Here is a 19,311-nt window from a genome sequence, read left to right as displayed (position 1 = left end):
AAGAAATGAGGTAGAAAGTATGAACACAGATTGGATGAACAATGAAGCGCTACGAAATATGCACCCATTAAAAAAGCAAATTCTCCTTGAATTCATTAAGGAAACACAAGGATTACCTATGGAAAAAGCTCTGCCTAATTTAATGAAAGCAAATGCAAAACTAAAAGCAATGAATATGGACTTTACACCGCAAGAGGTTAATATCATTACAGATTTACTAACAGTTAATATGTCACCCGCAGATAAAATGAAATTAGAAATGATAAAAAATATGATGCCTAACCGTTAATAGTAATCTGCTTCTATCAAGAAAAGAGCCAACAACCATGAGAGGAATTCTCATAGGTTATAGGCTCTTTGTCTTTGCACCTAACTTTTTAACTCTTTGTAATGGGATTTCGTTAAAAGAAAACACAAGTTATGAACTTTCTACTTTTTCTTCCACTCGTAAAATGCCCATATCATTCCTATCCCTGAGATAGTTGATAAGGTAAGCCACCTTACCATACTAGTTTGATCACCAGTTTGTGGTGTTTTATCTTTTGGACGATTCCCTTGATTTGTATTTGAGTTTGTATTACCAGATGAACCAGTATTATCTGGATTTTTTGTAGGAGTCACACCTTGTGTTGGTTCTGGTGTTACCGATGTTGTTGGTTTTGGCGTTACCGTTGGTGCCTTGGATGGGGCTGGTATCTCCTCACTCTCCACGATATCATCAGTTAGGACAAAAGAGTAAATAGCATTTGCATTTACTTTAAATTTGACACATATCACTTCATTTACCGTTACAAGGGAGAATTTTATCGGTTTATTCCTTCCAGACTCAAGCTGATACATCTGAACATTTCTCGGTGTATCTAAGTATACATCTGGCAGAGGACATATAAGTTCTACATTAACAGCTCCATCCACTGGATAATATTCCTCATCCGCTTCCTGTTTGTATAGCGTAATTTCAACACCATAACACGCATCAGCGTCTACTGATATTCCCTGGGCTTCAAACGCTGCCAGCGTAACATCCGTAGAATCATAATCATCGAAAAGTGATAACAGATACCCTGATGTATCCTTCCGATTATTCATCTTTGCATAGATGGAATCCCAATCTGCTGTAAATGTCGGAAAATCCTCTACTCGTAAGTTATATTCTTTTTCATCTACCTTATATTCACTGATTGCAGCAAACGTCATGATTGGTTTTATTAATAGACCAAATATGGTTAATATACTTATGATCATTGCTGTTATTCTATGTTTCATTTTCTCTCCTTCTAACACACTCTTACGTAACTAGAGTTTATCTTTTAAGAGTTTTTCTTTCGTGCTACCACAACCAATCTTCCATCCTCAATGGAACGGTCGCAAGTTGATAACGTAATTAATTTATCACCATAGTCCACGGTTTGATCGGTATTATAGTAAGATAATTCACTGATATTTTCTAAGTAATTATAAAATTCTGCCTTATGAAACGGCTCGACAAAGTTGTAATATCGAAACGTATCTTCGTCCTGATAAGCAACTCTTGTTTGAAATACTGCTATAATGTCATAAACACCCTTCTCATAGATTGTATCAAATAATACTACTGGATGTTTTTTATAAAACTCTTCCTCTGCATAGTTCATCAAGGCGCTAAACATCGAGCCATTTTTCATGTTATGGCCATAGATAATCAAATTAGAGTCTGTTTTTGCATCACATCTTGCATCCATAAATGGTAATCCATTGATATCACTCTCTCGGTCAAAATCTCGAAGAAGATAATATTCCTCGTCTTCCCTCGTTTGCATCACCGGATAATTAATTACGGTTCCTTCAATTCGGATCCAGCCAATGAGATCTGGATTTCTCTCATATAAAGCACTATATTCATAAAGCACATCATTCTCAGTTTCCTCAACAGAAAACTCCTGATTTTGTGTTCCATCATCTTTTAATGCAATATTCTGATTCTTTGATTCTACCGGAAGTAAAATACTATTCACTAAATCATCAATCTTTTTGGCACTGAGATAACTAAGTACCTGATAACTTACCATTTGATAAATATGATAGAAAAAAATACAAGAAAATAATAATAAAAATACTAAGTATACTGTTTTTTTCTTCTTTTTTGTTTTCCTACGATTGCTTCTTTGATCTTTATCTATTGGTAGCAAATAATTTTGTGTTTGGCTACCTTGTGTTCTGTTTCCTTGATTTCTGCTACCTTGTGTTCTGCTACTTTGTGTTCTGCTACTTTGCTTTCTTCTACTTTGTGTTCTGTTTCTTTGTTCTTTAACTCTTTTTTTTCTTCTGCCCTCATGTCGTCCAGACAAAGCAGTCTCATCCTCTAAGTAGGATTCGGAATGAATTGCAGTATGCAATAAACTTTTAAGAAAGCCCCTCCCTAATTCCGTTTCAAAAAATGTTTGATCTAAAATTAACTTTTCATAGAGGTCTAAAGCAGTGTCTGGGTTATGGAGATCGAATTGGTTTTGTAGCCGGAGTATCTTTAATTTGTCTCTACTCTCTGCGCTAGTTTTGTTATCCGACATCTCTTTTTTTTCTATTTGTATCTTACTATCCATTCTTACTCCTGCTAGTAATTAACTACTCCATAACTGTTATCGGTTTGTCTCTTCACTCTCTTTACCCTTTTGGTACCATTTCTTTATGACAGTTTCTGCCTTTTTTCTATGAATATTAAAACCAACATCATTTTTTGCTTCTTCCTCCGTATCATAGATTACCGTGCTCCAATCCCACCAAAAGATTCCTTGAAACCATGGTTCCTCAAAGAACACCTCTAAACAGGACTCATAAAACGCAGCCTGCTCTTCTTCTTCTCTTTCAAGTTCTTTATGCATGAAATCCCACGGCATAGAAGCACAGCCTTTTGCACTCCGGCAACCGATTTCCATAAATAGAATTTTTTTATTTAACTTCTCACTTAATACTTTAAGATCATCTCGAATCTTAATCCACTCTTTCACCATACTATCTTTTGTGGCTCCACCTGCTCTTGCAACTGGATAATAAGCAGAGGTACCTATATAGTCAAGAGCATCAAACCAGGAGACTTTATCCTCTTTCCCATGATTGGTATTATAAGTAATCGGTCCTTTATAGACTTCACGGACTCTTTTAATTACTTCTCTCCAATATTCTTCCTTTCTCTCTGTACCAAGCATCTCACAACCAATACAAAACATCTCACAGCCTGTATCTTGTGCAATCTCTGCATAATGTATTAAAAATGCTGTATAGGATTCAAACCATTGTTTCCAATAGGTATCTTCTCCTAAAAAGTCTTCCTCAGGAAAATCGATATAAGCCCTCCAGATATGATCTTTGCAATTTACCATAGGTTTCAGACATACTTTAATATTCCGATCCTTGGCACGTTTTATTGCCGTTAAAATATCTTTTTCTGTGATGTCATATCGATAATCAAATCGAATTTTTGTTGATTGATAAGTATCTTGATACAGTGGAAATGCCAAACACATCCAATTGATTCCAATATCAAACATAGCTTCTTGTGATTTTTTACCCGCTTCACTTTGGTAAGCCCCTCTCTTAGCCATATAACCATAGGTAAATCCTCTAACTTCCATTTTACTACCTCCACATAAATAGTATTAGTTACCTTCCATAAGCATATTAATATAATTCAAATATCTCTTCGATATCATTTCTTCTTGACCATTTTTCATCATTTCCACGCAGTTTAGCAACACATCTCTACGTATTCCTTCTGGCAATGCTATTGTATGAAAATCAATTTTTAAGAGGCTATTTTGCTTACACCATTCTTGATACTCCAGCAATTTTTGCTCGTTTTGCAGCTTCTTTCGCTCTTGTATCGTTGCAAGAATTCTATCTTTCTCTATCTGTTCCTCATGATATCTTCTCTCTCTATCTCTTATTTCTCGTAGACGATTTTGCTCCCTTTCTTCCTTTTGTTCAAGTTCTATCTTCCTTCTTTCACACTCTTCATAAAAATCACAATCAAATGTGCCGTCTTTTGATAGTGTTATATCATGAATACTATATGTTTTTTGATATACCTTACTTTTTCGTTTTCTATTTTCTACATAGGTAATATGGTGTTTCATATGTAAGATCTCTTCTTTGGCATCAAGAAAAACACAGCTTCCACTTAGATTTTGAATATAGGTTTGATACCAGGATAGCTGACCTTTTTTTTTATCCTGTCTTACCCCCAATAAAAATACTGGAATAATCTCTTGCTCGTCAAAGTACTGAACTCTTAAATCCAGTTCCTTAATTGGTAACATCTGTAATCGATAATCAATTGCTAGATCATAACCTTCCTCATTTTTTACATAGCAGGTGGTATATAATCCATTCGAAAGACGATGTCTTATCTGTATTTCTTTTGATGGAAAACTTCGTTTTAGCATATGATAAAGAAGCCTTTTTCCACGGATCAGTTCCTGTGACTCCATTCTCTTACCATAGGCACAAGAAACAATATCATAATGAGCAAAATAAGGCTCTTTCTTTAAACCAGCGGCTAGATATACTGGACTACCACAATCAACACAGATTAACTTCTTCTTCGCAGCGTTTCTCTTCCACTCCAACACAATATCTTGATAATAAATTCCGGCTTCATCTTTCAAATCATAAGTACAAATCTCTCTACCATTATAAAGACAGATATCCATAAGATGCGACCCCACTCACCTAATTTTCACGATTCCTATTGTTATCTTGATTGTACCATAATAAACTTTTCATCACAAGAATAACACAAATATGCAATATTACACTTGATAAATTCCCTTGTTCTGAAAGGTTATATTTCCACATAAACTACAAAAAACAGATTTCTTATGGAGGGTCTTATGGATTCTGTTGTCCGTTTTATCTATGAAAATGGACTATTCGCCATGTTTGTAATTATTCTGCTTGAATACGGTTGTTTTCCAATCTCTAGCGAGATTGTCTTACCTTTTTCCGGTGCTGTTGCATCTCTTCAGAATATTCCTTTTCTTCTTATGCTTCCTGTTAGTGTATGTGCTGGAATGATAGGAACTAGCATCTGTTACTTCGTTGGTCGTATCGGTGGACACTGTATCTTAGAGAAACTAACGACGAAGTTCCCAAAAACAAAGAAAAGCATCGATGCCTCTTATCAAAGATTTGAGCGTTACGGCTCTTATGTTGTTTGCTTTGGACGAATGGTTCCAATCATTCGTACTTACATAGCGTTTGTTGCAGGAGCGGCCAAACAGCCTTATCCTGTATTCGCTTTATTTTCTATCATTGGTATAACCCTGTGGAATACTCTATTAATTGGTATAGGCTATCTCCTTCGTGGTAATTGGTCAAATACTGTTACTTATTACACTAAGTACAAAGATATTCTTATTCCGGTACTTTTACTAGTGATTTTATTTGTAATTGCTCGTAAAATCCGTAAGAAAAATCTAGCTCAAGATTCAAAAAGCTAAGTTAACGTTTGTAACATAGATAGCTATCTACTGTGATGCAAGGCTTCTTTTTATGCTTAATAGACAGATGGGGCACTACAGTAGAGGTACTTGCACCAACAAGAAAAAGCACGCTGCGCGCACTTTTCCTTGTCATGAATAAGATGCGTCAGCAATCTGTCGCACTTATTAAAAAAAGGAATGCATAAAAGATGCATTCCTCTTAATAAATATAGAATTATTCATGTACAACAGATTTATTCTTCCACTTTCCAGTAGCATATCGTATTGTACCAATTGCTCCTGTAATAAACCAGTTAAGTCCTGTTGCCCACCAGATTCCCATATAATCAATCGCAGGAATCTTGGTTAATAGACTGGCAAATATAACACGACATAGGACTTCTGAAACTCCCATAATCATTGGTATCTTCATATCTCCAGCACCACTCAAAACATTACGGGAAACATAAATCATGCCAACTGGGATATAAAACATGCAGGTAACACGTACTGCTTTTTGCCCAATCTCTGCAACTTCTTTTACATCGGTAAAGAGTTTCATTACAGAACCTGCAAAAAAGTACATACAAGGCATCATAATTAAACTAAATGCAACAATTATTTTAGTTGCAGACCAAAACCCTTTTTTCACTCGGTCAATACGCATCGCTCCGATATTTTGTCCAGTATAGGATGCAACGGATAAACCGAGCGACATTCCAGGCATTAGGACGAGCTGTTCAATACGTTGTGCCGCTGTTGCAGCTGCTACTACAGTTTTTCCATATTGGTTTGTCACACGTTGTAATACAATGGTTGAGATAGCAACAAAGGAGTTCTGAAGTGCCGCTGGTATCCCAAGATAGATACATTTTTTCATAATTCCTTTATCAATCTTAAATTCTTTGATTGGCATACGAATCAATGGTATTTTTCGAAACCCTGTTAGGATGCATCCGATTGCTGATACTGCCTGTGCTATAATCGTAGCAATTGCCGCTCCAGCAACTCCCCAACCAAACCCGATTACAAATAAAAGGTCTAAAACAAAAATTCAAGGCCCAAGTCGACCCTACAGCAGCAAGTGCACTATCTCCAACTACATTACCGACCACAATAGAATCTACCATACTATAGAGCTGTTGAAATAGATTACCAATTAGCATCGGTACTGCAAAGTGTACCAATAGCCTTGTAGGGCTCCCTTGCGTCATATCATTAATATATGTTTTCTTACTCATCGTTTCGCCTATACTCTATTTATTCTTTTTGAGATAGAGCCTGATTAATATCTTCTCTCATATCAATAACTGCTTGTCTAGAAGCATCTGCAAAATTCACGTCACCAAACTTCTCATATGCAGGCTGCTTATATGCAGCGATAATTCCACGTGAGGAATTGATGATTGCACCTAAGCCATCCTCATTAAAATATGGAGCCAAATCAGAAGCTTTTCCACCTTGTGCTCCATAGCCTGGAACTAAGATATAAGTCTTAGGCATTAATTTACGAAGAACTTTTCCCATCTCCGGATAGGTTGCTCCAACAACAGCACCAATATAGCTGTACTTTTCACCCATGCACATCTCGCCCCACTCAGCAACCTTTCTTCCAACTAATTCATAAAGTGGTTTCCCATTAATTAGCTGATCCTGGAATTCACCGCTCGATGGATTTGAGGTTTTCACTAAGATAAATAAGCCTTTCTTTTCTTCCTTACAAACATCGATAAATGGTATCACACCATCTGAACCAAGATATGGATTTACTGTTACAAAATCCTCATCAAAGCCGTAATAGGATTTACTACCTACATTAACTTTTCCAAGATGTCCAGTAGCATACGCTGTGGAGGTAGATCCAATATCACCTCGTTTAATATCTCCAATTACTACAAGATCTTTCTCTTTACAGTAATCAACAGTCTTCTTAAATGCAATCAACCCCGGAATACCAAACTGCTCATACATCGCAATCTGTGGTTTCACAGCCGGTATTAAGTCGTAGGTTGCATCTACGATTGCCTTGTTAAACTGCCAAACTGCTTCTGCTGCCCCTTCAAGAGTCTCACCAAACTCAGCAAATGCTTTCTCTAAAACATGCTTTGGGATATAGCTTAACATCGGGTCTAATCCTACAACAATAGGTGCATTGTTCTGTTCAATTTTGGTTATGAGTTTTTGTATCATATCGAATCCTCCAGGGTATATTTTTTCAAATGATGAAAGTATAGCATAAAAATTACTTGACTGCAATAGGAAACCAAATACCTAATCCGTAAAACAGGCAAGTAAATAAAACCGCCTTTCGATTAATTATCATCAAAAAGCGGTTGAAATATAAAATGATATAAGAAAAAGTAATCTTATTCTCTATACATTAATAAGATAAATTAACTTAGGAGTAGCAAAATTATTCTTCTGCCTGATACACAACTTCTCCAGCAGCCATCGTAAGCATTACCTTACCGCTTACCTTTCTCCCATGAAATGGTGTGTTCTTCCCTTTGGAATAAAACTTTGTTGCATCAATCTCATATTCCGCATCAAAATCAGCGATTACAATATCTGCCATCTTGCCAGGCTCTAAGCTCCCTTTGTCTATTCCAAGAATTTTTGCTGGATTGTAACTCATCTTCTCCACCATCTGCATTGGAGATAAATAACCGGTCTTTACTAACTCTGTATAAGTTAAGCAAAATGCTGTTTCAGAACCTACAATACCAAATGGAGCATTTGCCATAGATTTTTTCTTCTCCTCTTCTCCATGAGGAGCATGATCGGTAGAGATTACCTCCATAATATTTTGCTTTAATCCTTCTTTTAATGCCTCTACATCTTCTTTACTACGAAGTGGAGGATTCATCTTATAATTAGCATCATCACCAGGAATATCCTCATCACTTAAGATAAAATGGTGAGGGCAGACTTCAGCTGTCACCTTGATACCAAGTTCCTTTGCCATCTTAACTAATGCGACGGAAGCTTTTGTGGAACAGTGACATAGGTGAAGTTTCGCACCTGTTTCTCCAGCTAAAAAAATATCTCGTGCAGTAATTATATCTTCAACTGCATTTGTTATTCCACGAAGATTTAATTCTTCAGCTTTTTTTCCAGCATTCATCGCACCATTTCGTACTAACTGCCTATCCTCGCAGTGAGCTAACATAACAAGGCCAGCTTCCTTCGCTGCTTTTAAACCTTCGACATATACTAGCACATCCATCACAGATTTTCCGTCTTCGCTAAGTGCAAGGGCCCCGGCCTTTGCCATCCCCTCAATGTCAGCTAACTCTTTTCCCATCTGACCTACCGTAACGGCTCCTACTGGTATGATATGAATCTTTGCATCTGACTTAGATTTTTGAATTAAAAATTCAACCATTTCAGGAGAATCAATGGTCGGATTTGTATTAGGCATTGGACAAATTGTTGTATATCCCCCAGCAGCCGCAGCCTTAGCACCTGTTTGAATCGTTTCTTTATATTCAAAACCTGGTTCTCTAAGATGCACATGAAGATCGATAAAACCAGGCATTACATATTTACCAGAGGCATCAATTACTGTAGCGTTGGAATCTTCTATATGTTCTGCCACATTGCTTATTGTCTCACCCTCAATTAAGAGGTCAAATCTACCTTCTTTGTTCGTTGCAGGATCTAATATAAATCCATTTTTTATTAATACTTTCATTCTAATCCTCATTCTAGCGCTTTGGCGCCTTTTTATAAAGAGGTGCATTTGTGCACCAGCACAAATAGCCGTGTGAAAACTATTGATGTTCACACTACCCTCATTTCTGTATTGTATCTTATGTTTCTTAATTCTGTGATTGCATTGTAAGAACAGAATTGTTTCGTCATCCATCTATTTTTTTTAATAATAAATATTCACTATTTAAAATTCCATCACCATTCTTAAATCATGCAGGATATCCTGGTTATCAATATATTCTTCAAACTGAGATGGCTCAACCCACATCATCTGTTGCAGATCTTCTGAAAGGATGGTTTCTGTCTGTAGCGCAAAGCATTCGTAGCAAATTCCAACATGAAAGGTATCACCCACCATATAAGTCCAAGTATATAAGACACGATCCATCACCGAATCAATACCTAATTGTTCACGTATTAGTCGTACTACTGCTTTATCTGGTGCTTCTCCAAATTCAATCTGTCCATCGACAAATCCCCAACGATATGGATCTAATATTCTGTCATCATACCAACGTTGTACAATAGCATACTTCCCTTCATTTTTCACTAAACCCTTCACTACGATTTTATATTTTTCCATACTGCGCCTCCTAATGTAATTACAACACCTCTCCGGTGTCAATGCAGCAGACTTCCCACCCTAAATTAACTCTATGGTACAATGCTGACATGCTCTTTACTATTATTTATAATGCACTTCTGTTAAAAATAGACCTTTTGCATCAATGGTTTCACCGGCTTTCTCCCTATCTTTACTCTCTAAGATCTTCTTTAGTTCGACAGGCTCGATTTTTGATAATCCTACCTCAAGTAGGGTTCCAACCATAATACGTACCATATGTGGCCAAAAGTCATCTCCATGAACCGAGATTACTATTTCTTTTTCATCCCCATAGATATCAAGAGAATAGATTTCTCTTTCCGTGGATTTTTTCATTCTTTTATTATCAGAAAAAGATTTAAAATCATGCTTTCCTATCAGATACTTAGCTGCTTCCTTCATCTTTGCTATATCAGGACGTTTAAAGCAGTAATAATTATATTTTCGATCAAATACCGATGGTACTTCTCCAATGGAGATCTTATATTCATAAGAGAAGGATACTGCATTAAAGCTTGCATGAAATCTTTCAGGTACTTCTAAGGCTTCTAGAACAGCAATATCTCTTGGCAGATATCGATTTAGATATTGCTTGATTTCGTATACCTTCATATTAGTATTTGTCTTAAAATTTGCCACCTGTTGATAGGCATGTACCCCTGCCTCTGTTCTAGCTGCACCAATAACTTCGACGGCTTCATTCTCCATCTTATTTAAAACATCTTCTATCTTCTCCTGAATGGTCACTGACTTCTGATTTCCTGCTTGCTTTTGCCATCCATCATATCGAGAGCCATCATATTCTATGATTAGCTGAATATTTCTCATACTTTTCCTCATTTCTTCGCTGTCTTTTGTAGCTCAAGCTTATGTACAGCGTAACCACAAACTTGTTGAATAAAAGATTTATCTAATGCTTTCATGTTTTCTAACCAATTCTCCTGTTTAACCCTAGGATTCACCAATTGAATAAGAAATATCAAGCTTAGATAATCAAGCTTACCTATTTTTCTAGTACTATTGTATCATATTTTATTACGCTTTCAAGGTAAATTTCCTTACCTATGATAGATAATAATTTTGACGTTTAATAATTAGGAATATGAACTACAATTACATCTATTTTTATCAAATCGCTTGCTATCTGGTATGGTCAAAAACATTCAATCTGGACATTTTCATATGTCCAGATTAATGATAACATACGTCTAAGCTGATCAGAAGTAATCAATGTTGTGAAACAACAGAAAGAAATGAAACAAGAAAAAGCAAAATTTACTTGTTATAAATAATAGGAGGGATACATATGGACTCTATAAAGACCATAAATAAAAACAAAGGGGAAGCAAATTTAAACCAAAACAAACCTGTTACATTAATCATTGGAGCGATATTAACTTTAGCGTCCATAGCAGCAATTATCTATGGTTATCAAACAAAAGAAACCATCGAAGTAAGCCAGACAGATAAATTACTCATCTTCGGTTTGATTACCTTACTTTTTGGAATCGTAATTCTTATCAATGGTGTCCTTCAATTAAGAAAACCTGTCGTTTCTACTGCGAAATCCTCGATGAATGTTATTACACTCGCACAAGCTGCCCTTTTTGCCGCATTGGCTTATATCGGATTTAGCTACTTCCGTATTGATATCCCGGTAGGCCCTGGAAGCACTGCGTTCCATTTTGGTAATACCTTTGTTGTCGTAGCAGCTCTTTTACTCGGTGGCTCTTGGGGTGGTCTTGCCGGTGCAGTCGGGTTATCTCTTGCTGATCTGATGAGTGGTAAATATTTTACTGTAGCACCACAAACCTTTTTCTTAAAACTATGCATCGGGTTAATTGCTGGTCTGGTTGCTCATAAGATTTTTCACATTAGTACTCTGCATAAAAAATCAAAGATTCTGGTAGCATCTATCGTAGCTTCTGTTGCAGGATTAGGTTTTAACGTTATCGCTGATCCTGTGGTTGGTTACTTTTATAAGAAAATTATTCTCGGATTACAAGGTGATTTAGCGATTAACTGGGCTAAAATGACCGCTGTGACCACTTTTGTGAATGCGATTACATCGGCAATTATGGCTGTACTTCTTTATAACGCCCTACGTCCTGCTTTAATCAGTGCCAATATGTTTCTTAGAAAAGAATCGAAAGATGCAGAGAAAAAGTCTGAGAATGCTTAACATTTTAATTTCGATAGGAAGCCATTATAATATAAAAGCTAAATTAAAATAAACCCAACAAAGAAAAGGTAGGAAAATCCGAATGATTTTCCTACCTTTTGATTAAATATTTGATGATATGCTAAAACACTTTATGAACCCTAATCTTTTATTCGAGGTTAACCTAAAAACCAGTTTTACAAGCTCTGTAATGAATAGATTTACGCAAGCTGTAACTTTGAATAGATTTCCTCAAATAGATCATACTTTTCTTTAAAATCATCTTCCGGCAGTAATGTTCGTTGACCAGCATATTCCACTAATAAGCTGGTATATGCAACGAATGTAAGATGTTGGCGTAATAAATCAACACGATCCATATCATTATATTTCTTTACAACGTTCCAATTTGTAGTCGTTAGTTCATAGACATCCTCATCCTCCATAGAATTAAGGATTTCTATAATTGCTTCATATTTTTGTGCTACAAATAGTTCCCGTAGATCCATATCTCTGTTTTGTAATTCTTCGTTCATCCCTTACCTCTTTCCCTTAATGCGGCAATAATTTTGAATGATTATTTGGACTGTACGATTCCCCATATACTCATTGAGTGTAGGATAATACGTAAATGCTAAATCTACTTCATTATATTGCGAAAGATACATCTTTCTTACTTCTTCTTTTCCAAATTCCGCTTCTACAAACTCATTAAACTCTGTGATATCACCAAAATATAGGGCATCTATCGCAAAACCCTCTGGATTAATAACATTAAGTTTTAACACATTCTGGTTCTTCCCAAGAATTCGAGCTTGGCGTATCTGAAAGTGTTGTTCTGCAAACACTGGTTTATTATTTCCTTTTCCAAAGGGCTCAAGCTTTTCTAACTCTTCTAAAAAAGCTTCGTTTAGATAACCAATCGGAAGTGGAACATCAATTCTTACAATCGGAATAAAGTCCTCCTCAGTGAGGGTAGTGTTATGATTTAGCCTCTCTCTTAACAATTCTAAGTTTTCTGCTTCTAACGAAAGCCCCGCTGCCATTGGATGACCGCCGAATTTAGTTAATAAGTCCTTACACTTTAATAATTCTTCAAACATGTTATAACTTTCAATGGAACGACCAGATCCTTTTACACCATGTTCCACATCAACAAAAACTAGAGCAGGTTTATGATATCGCTCTCTTAATCGTCCAGCAATAATTCCAACCAAGCTTTCATGAGTATCTTTTAGCTTTACCACTAAAACTTTATCATGAATCAAATCTGAAGTTTCTATTCGTTCGATTGCTTGCTCTACACCTTGTAACGTCATATCCTTGCGGCTGTCATTTAATTTCTTTAGGGAGACAGCTAATTTTTTGGCTTCTTCCGCTGTTTTGGCACTTAGTAAATCAAGAGCAACCGCTACTGTATCAAGCCTTCCGGCAGCATTAAAACACGGACCAATCACAAAACCAATATGATATGCACTAATTCGCTTTTGTTCTAACCCACATTCTTCTATCAATGCTTGTATTCCTAAGTTTTTTGTATGACTTAATAACTTCAGTCCATATTTTACAATCAGTCTATTTTCTGAAACCAAATCCATTACATCCGCTACCGTAGCAATTGCAATAAACTCTAATAAATCATAGAGTTCTTCTTTCGGTATATGATAATGCTCATATAATAGCTCAATCAGCTTATATACTACCCCAGCACCACACAATCCCTTAAAAGGATACGGGCAGTCTTCTTGTTTCGGATTTACCACAACATCTGCCTTCGGTAGTAAAAACCTTCTACTACCATCCTCATCTTCTACAAACGCAACTTCATGATGATCTGTTACCACAACTGTCATCCCTAGTTCTTTCGCATAATCAATCGCATCAAATGCAGCAATTCCATTGTCGCAAGTTATAATAAATCGACTGCCTGCTTCATAGGCTTCCAATACAATTCGCCTGTTTAAGCCATATCCTTCTGAAATACGATCAGGAGCATAGACGACGACTCTTCCTCCGATTCTCATGATAGCTGTCGATAAACTATGCCCAGATAAGATTCCATCATTATCAAAATCTGTACCAATCGCAATTAACTGATTTTGTTCTATCGCTTCAATCACAAGATTACACGCTTGTTCCATTCCCTTCATCAAGAGCCCCGAATACATCTCCTTCAAATCACAAGATAGATAGCGTTGTATGTCTTCCTCTTTCGATAACCCACGATTCACTATAATACGTGCCAAAACCGGACTGATAGCAAAACGATTTGCCAATGCATCAAAATCAGCGCGCTTTGCCTCTAACATCCATTTTTCTTTCATTTTACTCTCCATTCCTTCGTATGTTCTTGATAATTTCACTTCATTCCTATTGATAACTTTGCATTAGGCAATAGTAAAACTCAACATTCATTTCTATCTTATAAGCACCTTTTTCACAGCGCTTTCCATCAGAATTTGGTTCTAAACTTCCGTTAAGCCATTCTCTAAGAAATTCGAAGCACTTCTTGTCGTTAGAATAACGGTATTAAAAGTAGCCACTCATTAGTATCTATTTCGTAGCTTCCAATAAGCTATCTTAACAAAACATGCATTATTTTGCAAATCTTATTTCAGTAGAAAATTAAGGATACAGGCATGCAAAAGGAAAAGGGAAAGGGTCTGTCTCTCAATGATTCTTCCTATAAAACAAGAAAAAGCACGCTTCGCGTACTTTTGCTTGTCATGAATAAGACATCCTCCCCTTAGGTTTGATTTTGGCCTAACTATTGGGGGTATGCCTATCGTTTGGGGTGCACTTCAAAATGCTTTCTATAGAAAAATTCTTATCGATCCAAGCCCTGATACACAATATCTTTAAATTTACCAAGTAAGGAATAGTTCTCACCAGCATAAGCATACATACCTACCATAGCACCAGTAAATCGTTTCCCACGCTTGATTCCTTCATCACATAGATAATAAACTCTATCTAACTGACCAAGGGTATGCCAGTTCGTATCCTCTTTCTCATCGATTGCTTGATAATAAAAACTTCTCTTAAGTCCTTCTGTCACAATACGTAGACGATATTCCCCTTTTGAGACCTTCGCCTGCAGACTCACCTTTGTTTCCTCATCGATATGTTCCACAACTTGTAAGAATAAACCTTCTTTGGTCTCAAAAAGTCCAAATTTTAGATACGTATTCTCATCATAATAACAGGTTAAACCATAGTCCTGACCAATACTAAGATCAACATCCCCCACCGTTACTTCAAAAATAAAATGAAAATCCTGCTGTCTACGTAGTAAGATATTTCTAGACTCTGTTGTATCTAAATCTTTTTTACTTCCCTGTATTCTTAAGTATCCATTACCGAAAGTATATGCATTCTCTAACGGTACACGAGGAGATACCCATAAACTACTTAATATACCATTCTCAAAATCATCTGTTTCCGGTTCTGTAATAAATGGAGGCAGGTCAGGCAGTTTTTGTAATACACTAGGGCCTTCTAAATTATTTACGATTGGCCATCCATCTGCTGTCCATGTAATTGGATCTAATGCTGTTTCACGGCCAAGTAAACTATATTCACCCTCTAATTGTCTGCCACACAAGTAAACCATATACCACTCACCATTTGGAGTTTTCACAGGCTTTCCATGGCCGCAACGTTTTATTGCTCCCTTTTCATCCTGCTGTCTCATAATAGGGTTATATGGACACGGTGTATACACACCAAATAATTCTTTTGATCTAGCAACAGAGATACGATGACCTAGACCAGTACCACCTTCTGCTTGGAAGAGATAATACCAACCATCTTTCTTAAGTAAATGAGATCCTTCTGGAGCTCTCTTTTGATGACCATAATATAAAAGTGTAGCTTCGGTAAGCTGCTTCTTTCCATCTTTACTTATCTCAAATATTCTTGCACCACGATTTAATAACATATAACGTCTTCCATCATCATCCGTAAATATAGATGGATCAATACCATCCTCATCTAGAAATACTGGTTCACAATATGGTCCTTCTGGCTTATCTGAAGAAACTACCATCTGTTTTCTATAAACGGTTCCGGTATCATTTAAACGATAGGTCGCGGTGATATAAAACTTTCCTTCATAATAAGAAATGTCAGGTGCCCAATAGCCTCGTCCACCTTCTAACTCGTCTAAGTACGCCCATTCCGGATTTGTAATTGCATGTCCGATTACTTTCCAATGAATCAGGTCCTTGGAATGAGAAATTGGGATACAAGGGAAGAAGATAAAGGAGGAGTTAACCATATAAAAATCATCCCCCACACAAACGATGGATGGATCGGGATGCATTCCAGTACGAATTGGGTTACGATACATCTTCTCATAGGGAGCCCCACAAACTTCTTCAAAAAAAGCTAGGATTTCCTGATTTTTATTATTATATGCAATTTCATATGGAGTTACCAAGTTAATATCTCCAGAAACCGGTGACATCCCTACTCTCTCAACTAGGTAACGAACAACGGAAATATCGCCGGATTCTACTCCATAATGAAGTATGTTTCTATTTAATTCATCTGTCTCGTTAAAACTTGCTCTAGAATATTCTACAATATATCGTACAATTCCTAAATCTCCTAGAGAAGCTGCTAAAAACGGTAGCCATATCCCCCCGGTCCTATCCTCAATCGAATTAGGATCCTTTACTAATAGTTCCTTCACTACCTCTAAATCTTTGTTTAATATTGCCTCGCGTAATGTCATTCTTCTACTCCTTAGCAACGTATTTGCTCTGCTGTCATTCATATAAGTTACTACCTCAGTGTAACATGAAAACCTGCAAAATAATACAGAATTTTTGCTTTCAAGTCTATAATTCTAAGAGTTTTTGTTAATTTCCAATTGCTGTTGATTTCTATCTCTTTTTGGTATAACCTATAGATAACAAATCGTAAGGGAATATAGAGCAACAAGTAATGTATTACGTACATAATACGATAATCTATTTAAAAATTATTAAGGGAAGGAGTCAACCAAAGAAGATTATTTGGTAAACACTCGTATGCAAAGACATATCCTATGGTATCAGGATCCAGCAGAAGACTGGAATGATGCCTTGCCTGTTGGCAATGGCAGACTTGGTGCAATGATTTATGGAAAACCCAATCATGAAATTATCCAAGTGAATGAAGATAGTATTTGGTCTGGTTTTGCAATGGACCGAAATAACCCAGATGCAAAAAAGAATCTGCCTATCATTCAACAACTGATTGCAGATGGTAATTTAGAGGAAGCACAGAATTCCACCTTACAAGCGCTTAGCGGAACTCCAGATAATATGCGATGCTATCAAACTGCAGGAGATATCCATATAACAACCGGGCATACCGAAGTAACAAACTATAAAAGACAGCTAAATCTTTCCGATGCAACGGTAACAGTTTCCTATGACTTTGAGGGGACCAATTTTATTCGGGAACATTTCATTAGTACACCAGCCGATGTTTTAGTCATGCGATTCACCAGTAAGGGGCCTAGAAAGCTAGATTTAAGTTTTCTTTTGTCAAGACCTCATTTTATGGATCGTTTATATTGCGAGGATGGGGACTCAGTCGCTTTAGTTTATCGTGGTGCAATTCCTTTTTGCAATCGTCTTACTGCAGCCTCTTGTGATGGCAGGATTCAAACGATTGGAGCCAACCTGGTAGTATCGGAAGCTACTACAGTAACCCTGTTTTTTGATATCAGAACGGCGTTTCGTAGCGAAAACTATATCAGCGATGTAAGAACTCATCTCATGGATGTAAAATCATTACATTTTGAGGAGTTAAAGCGTTCTCATAAAAAAGATTACCAAAGCTTTTTTAATCGTAATGATCTTATATTAACTCCGCAAGCGGAGGAAGTAGCAGAGGTTTCTGTTTTGGATACTGCGAAACGCCTTAGAAGAATGAAAAGGGGACATAATGATCTTAAACTATTAGAAGATTATTTTCATTTTGGAAGATATCTACTGATTAGCTGTAGCAGACCTGGTACTCTTCCAGCAAATCTTCAAGGAATCTGGAATAATAGTATGACACCACCCTGGGGTAGTAAATTTACTATTAATATTAATACGGAGATGAATTATTGGTTTGCAGAAAAGTTGAATTTTCCAGAGCTTCATCTACCACTCTTCGATTTACTTAGACGTATGCACCACAAGGGGAAAGCCACAGCAGAAAAGATGTATGGCTGTCATGGATTTGTTGCTCATCATAACACAGATTTATGGGGTGATTGTGCACCACAGGATTACTGGCTTCCTGGAACCTACTGGGTCCTAGGAGGTGCCTGGCTTTGCCTTCATATCTGGGAACATTATGAATATACGAAGGACATCAACTTTTTAATCAAGATGTTTCCTATTCTCCAAGATGCCTGCCTATTCCTAACTGAATTTGTAATTGAAGATAAGAATGGTAATCTGATCCTATCACCGACTGCCAGCCCAGAAAATAAGTATCGCCATCCAAATGGACAAATTGGTTACCTTTGCGCTGGTTGTACGATGGATCATCAAATTATGAGGGAGTTATTCCATCACTATATGGATGCCTATCATACTTTGTTAGATGCAAAAAACACGTTAGTAAATAAAGAATTCTCCGTCACTCTGAATGAGGAGCTTACGAAGTCGGTAGAAGACTGTCTTAGTCGATTGCCTGAGACAAGAATTCATAGTAACGGTACGATTATGGAATGGAATGAAGAATACGAGGAATTAGAATTAGGCCATCGTCATATTTCCCATTTATTTGGATTATTCCCTGGTACTCAGATTACACCAGAACAAACTCCGAAGCTATCCGAAGCCGCGAAAAAGACTCTGGAGAGAAGGCTAGCACACGGCGGTGGTCATACTGGCTGGAGCCGTGCTTGGATTATCAATTTCTGGGCAAGGTTGGGAGAGGGGGAATTAGCTTTTCAAAATGTTAAAGCACTTCTAACCGGAAGTACTCTGCCGAATCTTTTTGATAATCATCCACCATTTCAGATTGATGGTAACTTTGGTAGTGTTTCAGGGATTTGCGAGATGATATTCCAATATAGAAATAACACCTTATTCTTACTTCCTGCTTTTCCTGAGGAGATAAAGGATGTGACCTTCCTAGGATATAAAGCAACCTACGGTCTAACAGCTAGCTTAACTTATACAGAAGGTGAATTAAAATCCCTTGTTCTTACCTCAAAGGAGGATCGTGGCATTACACTAAATTATAGAAATAAAACCGTGACAATTAATTTAACTAAGGGTGTGAATGATGTTAATTGTAATATTTTTCCCTAAATAATGGAATAATTAAGGCTTATTCTATTTCATCAAACAAGAAAAAGCACGCTCCGCGAACTTTTCCTT

The 19,311-nt window shown here is 36.8% G+C and carries 17 protein-coding genes; 4 read left to right on the top strand and 13 right to left on the bottom strand.

The annotated features are described in order from the left end of the window. Positions 1–19: 19 nt before the first annotated feature. Complete coding sequence (locus CC92_RS0120485; protein ID WP_051650591.1) at positions 20–289, top strand: hypothetical protein; 270 nt, start codon at positions 20–22, stop codon at positions 287–289. A gap of 140 nt (positions 290–429) precedes the next feature. Here the strand turns inward: CC92_RS0120485 and CC92_RS0120480 are convergent, their stop codons facing one another. The 4 genes from CC92_RS0120480 to CC92_RS0120465 are packed head-to-tail and all read right to left on the bottom strand — an operon-like array spanning position 430 to position 4,685. Continuing rightward, complete coding sequence (locus CC92_RS0120480) at positions 430–1,266, bottom strand: hypothetical protein (RefSeq protein WP_029501662.1); 837 nt, start codon at positions 1,264–1,266, stop codon at positions 430–432. Between the two features lie 44 nt (positions 1,267–1,310). Next, the gene (locus CC92_RS21975) at positions 1,311–2,579 is read right to left on the bottom strand and encodes a class B sortase (RefSeq protein ID WP_051650592.1); all 1,269 of its coding nucleotides are present in this window, start codon (positions 2,577–2,579) and stop codon (positions 1,311–1,313) included. Between the two features lie 36 nt (positions 2,580–2,615). Then, positions 2,616–3,608, bottom strand: coding sequence for a glycoside hydrolase family 113 (locus CC92_RS0120470; protein ID WP_029501664.1), 993 nt, complete (start codon positions 3,606–3,608; stop codon positions 2,616–2,618). A 24-nt stretch (positions 3,609–3,632) separates the two neighbouring features. Continuing rightward, positions 3,633–4,685, bottom strand: coding sequence for a competence protein CoiA (locus tag CC92_RS0120465; protein ID WP_029501665.1), 1,053 nt, complete (start codon positions 4,683–4,685; stop codon positions 3,633–3,635). A 180-nt stretch (positions 4,686–4,865) separates the two neighbouring features. On the opposite strand from CC92_RS0120465, the gene CC92_RS0120460 reads away from it, so the two are divergent. Continuing rightward, positions 4,866–5,474, top strand: coding sequence for a DedA family protein (locus CC92_RS0120460; protein ID WP_029501666.1), 609 nt, complete (start codon positions 4,866–4,868; stop codon positions 5,472–5,474). Positions 5,475–5,691: 217 nt separating this feature from the next. On the opposite strand, the gene CC92_RS23175 is transcribed toward CC92_RS0120460, so the two are convergent. The 6 genes from CC92_RS23175 to truA form a co-directional block, all read right to left on the bottom strand. Next, complete coding sequence (locus CC92_RS23175; protein ID WP_242841319.1) at positions 5,692–6,336, bottom strand: MATE family efflux transporter; 645 nt, start codon at positions 6,334–6,336, stop codon at positions 5,692–5,694. A gap of 16 nt (positions 6,337–6,352) precedes the next feature. Continuing rightward, positions 6,353–6,697, bottom strand: a complete 345-nt coding sequence (locus CC92_RS23170) for an MATE family efflux transporter (protein WP_029501668.1) — start codon at positions 6,695–6,697, stop codon at positions 6,353–6,355. A 19-nt stretch (positions 6,698–6,716) separates the two neighbouring features. Then, the gene (pyrF, locus tag CC92_RS0120445) at positions 6,717–7,646 is read right to left on the bottom strand and encodes an orotidine-5'-phosphate decarboxylase (protein WP_029501669.1); all 930 of its coding nucleotides are present in this window, start codon (positions 7,644–7,646) and stop codon (positions 6,717–6,719) included. Between the two features lie 223 nt (positions 7,647–7,869). Next, on the bottom strand, positions 7,870–9,150 hold the full coding sequence (locus tag CC92_RS0120440) for a dihydroorotase (RefSeq protein WP_029501670.1): 1,281 nt from the start codon (positions 9,148–9,150) through the stop codon (positions 7,870–7,872). Positions 9,151–9,354: 204 nt separating this feature from the next. Beyond that, positions 9,355–9,753 (bottom strand): NUDIX domain-containing protein, encoded by a 399-nt coding sequence (locus CC92_RS0120435; RefSeq protein ID WP_051650593.1) that lies wholly within the window; start codon positions 9,751–9,753, stop codon positions 9,355–9,357. Positions 9,754–9,855: 102 nt separating this feature from the next. Further along, positions 9,856–10,602: a tRNA pseudouridine(38-40) synthase TruA gene (truA, locus tag CC92_RS0120430; RefSeq protein ID WP_029501672.1), complete on the bottom strand. Its 747-nt coding sequence runs from the start codon at positions 10,600–10,602 to the stop codon at positions 9,856–9,858. Between the two features lie 478 nt (positions 10,603–11,080). Between truA and CC92_RS0120420 the strand changes: the two genes are divergently transcribed. Continuing rightward, a complete protein-coding gene (locus tag CC92_RS0120420; RefSeq protein WP_081841754.1) occupies positions 11,081–11,956 on the top strand; it encodes an ECF transporter S component in 876 nt (291 codons plus the stop codon). 200 nt (positions 11,957–12,156) lie between these two features. On the opposite strand, the gene CC92_RS0120415 is transcribed toward CC92_RS0120420, so the two are convergent. The 3 genes from CC92_RS0120415 to CC92_RS0120405 form a co-directional block, all read right to left on the bottom strand. Further along, positions 12,157–12,471, bottom strand: coding sequence for a hypothetical protein (locus CC92_RS0120415; RefSeq protein ID WP_029501674.1), 315 nt, complete (start codon positions 12,469–12,471; stop codon positions 12,157–12,159). Between the two features lie 3 nt (positions 12,472–12,474). Next, the gene (recJ, locus tag CC92_RS0120410) at positions 12,475–14,259 is read right to left on the bottom strand and encodes a single-stranded-DNA-specific exonuclease RecJ (protein ID WP_029501675.1); all 1,785 of its coding nucleotides are present in this window, start codon (positions 14,257–14,259) and stop codon (positions 12,475–12,477) included. Positions 14,260–14,762: 503 nt separating this feature from the next. Further along, entirely contained in the window at positions 14,763–16,673 is a 1,911-nt protein-coding gene (locus CC92_RS0120405) for a family 43 glycosylhydrolase (RefSeq protein ID WP_029501676.1), read from the bottom strand. Between the two features lie 298 nt (positions 16,674–16,971). On the opposite strand from CC92_RS0120405, the gene CC92_RS0120400 reads away from it, so the two are divergent. Further along, complete coding sequence (locus CC92_RS0120400; RefSeq protein ID WP_034218352.1) at positions 16,972–19,242, top strand: glycosyl hydrolase family 95 catalytic domain-containing protein; 2,271 nt, start codon at positions 16,972–16,974, stop codon at positions 19,240–19,242. Positions 19,243–19,311 lie beyond the last annotated feature (69 nt).

Origin of the sequence: Lachnoclostridium phytofermentans (assembly GCF_000733755.1) — a bacterium.
GTDB classification, from domain to species: domain Bacteria; phylum Bacillota; class Clostridia; order Lachnospirales; family Lachnospiraceae; genus Lachnoclostridium; species Lachnoclostridium phytofermentans_A.
The sequence above is the reverse complement of the archived record's forward strand: the minus strand, read 5'-3'. Positions and strand labels throughout refer to the sequence as shown.

Coding starts and splice junctions, on each gene's coding strand:
- CC92_RS0120440 (WP_029501670.1), bottom strand. CDS start 9,150: ATGAAAGTATTAATAAAAAATGGATTTATATTAGATCCTGCAACGAAC.
- CC92_RS23175 (WP_242841319.1), bottom strand. CDS start 6,336: ATGAAAAAATGTATCTATCTTGGGATACCAGCGGCACTTCAGAACTCC.
- CC92_RS0120405 (WP_029501676.1), bottom strand. CDS start 16,673: ATGACATTACGCGAGGCAATATTAAACAAAGATTTAGAGGTAGTGAAG.
- CC92_RS0120415 (WP_029501674.1), bottom strand. CDS start 12,471: ATGAACGAAGAATTACAAAACAGAGATATGGATCTACGGGAACTATTT.
- CC92_RS0120480 (WP_029501662.1), bottom strand. CDS start 1,266: ATGAAACATAGAATAACAGCAATGATCATAAGTATATTAACCATATTT.
- CC92_RS0120470 (WP_029501664.1), bottom strand. CDS start 3,608: ATGGAAGTTAGAGGATTTACCTATGGTTATATGGCTAAGAGAGGGGCT.
- truA (WP_029501672.1), bottom strand. CDS start 10,602: ATGAGAAATATTCAGCTAATCATAGAATATGATGGCTCTCGATATGAT.
- CC92_RS23170 (WP_029501668.1), bottom strand. CDS start 6,697: ATGAGTAAGAAAACATATATTAATGATATGACGCAAGGGAGCCCTACA.
- CC92_RS21975 (WP_051650592.1), bottom strand. CDS start 2,579: ATGGATAGTAAGATACAAATAGAAAAAAAAGAGATGTCGGATAACAAA.
- CC92_RS0120465 (WP_029501665.1), bottom strand. CDS start 4,685: ATGGATATCTGTCTTTATAATGGTAGAGAGATTTGTACTTATGATTTG.
- CC92_RS0120400 (WP_034218352.1), top strand. CDS start 16,972: ATGCAAAGACATATCCTATGGTATCAGGATCCAGCAGAAGACTGGAAT.
- CC92_RS0120420 (WP_081841754.1), top strand. CDS start 11,081: ATGGACTCTATAAAGACCATAAATAAAAACAAAGGGGAAGCAAATTTA.
- CC92_RS0120485 (WP_051650591.1), top strand. CDS start 20: ATGAACACAGATTGGATGAACAATGAAGCGCTACGAAATATGCACCCA.
- CC92_RS0120435 (WP_051650593.1), bottom strand. CDS start 9,753: ATGGAAAAATATAAAATCGTAGTGAAGGGTTTAGTGAAAAATGAAGGG.
- recJ (WP_029501675.1), bottom strand. CDS start 14,259: ATGAAAGAAAAATGGATGTTAGAGGCAAAGCGCGCTGATTTTGATGCA.
- CC92_RS0120460 (WP_029501666.1), top strand. CDS start 4,866: ATGGATTCTGTTGTCCGTTTTATCTATGAAAATGGACTATTCGCCATG.
- pyrF (WP_029501669.1), bottom strand. CDS start 7,646: ATGATACAAAAACTCATAACCAAAATTGAACAGAACAATGCACCTATT.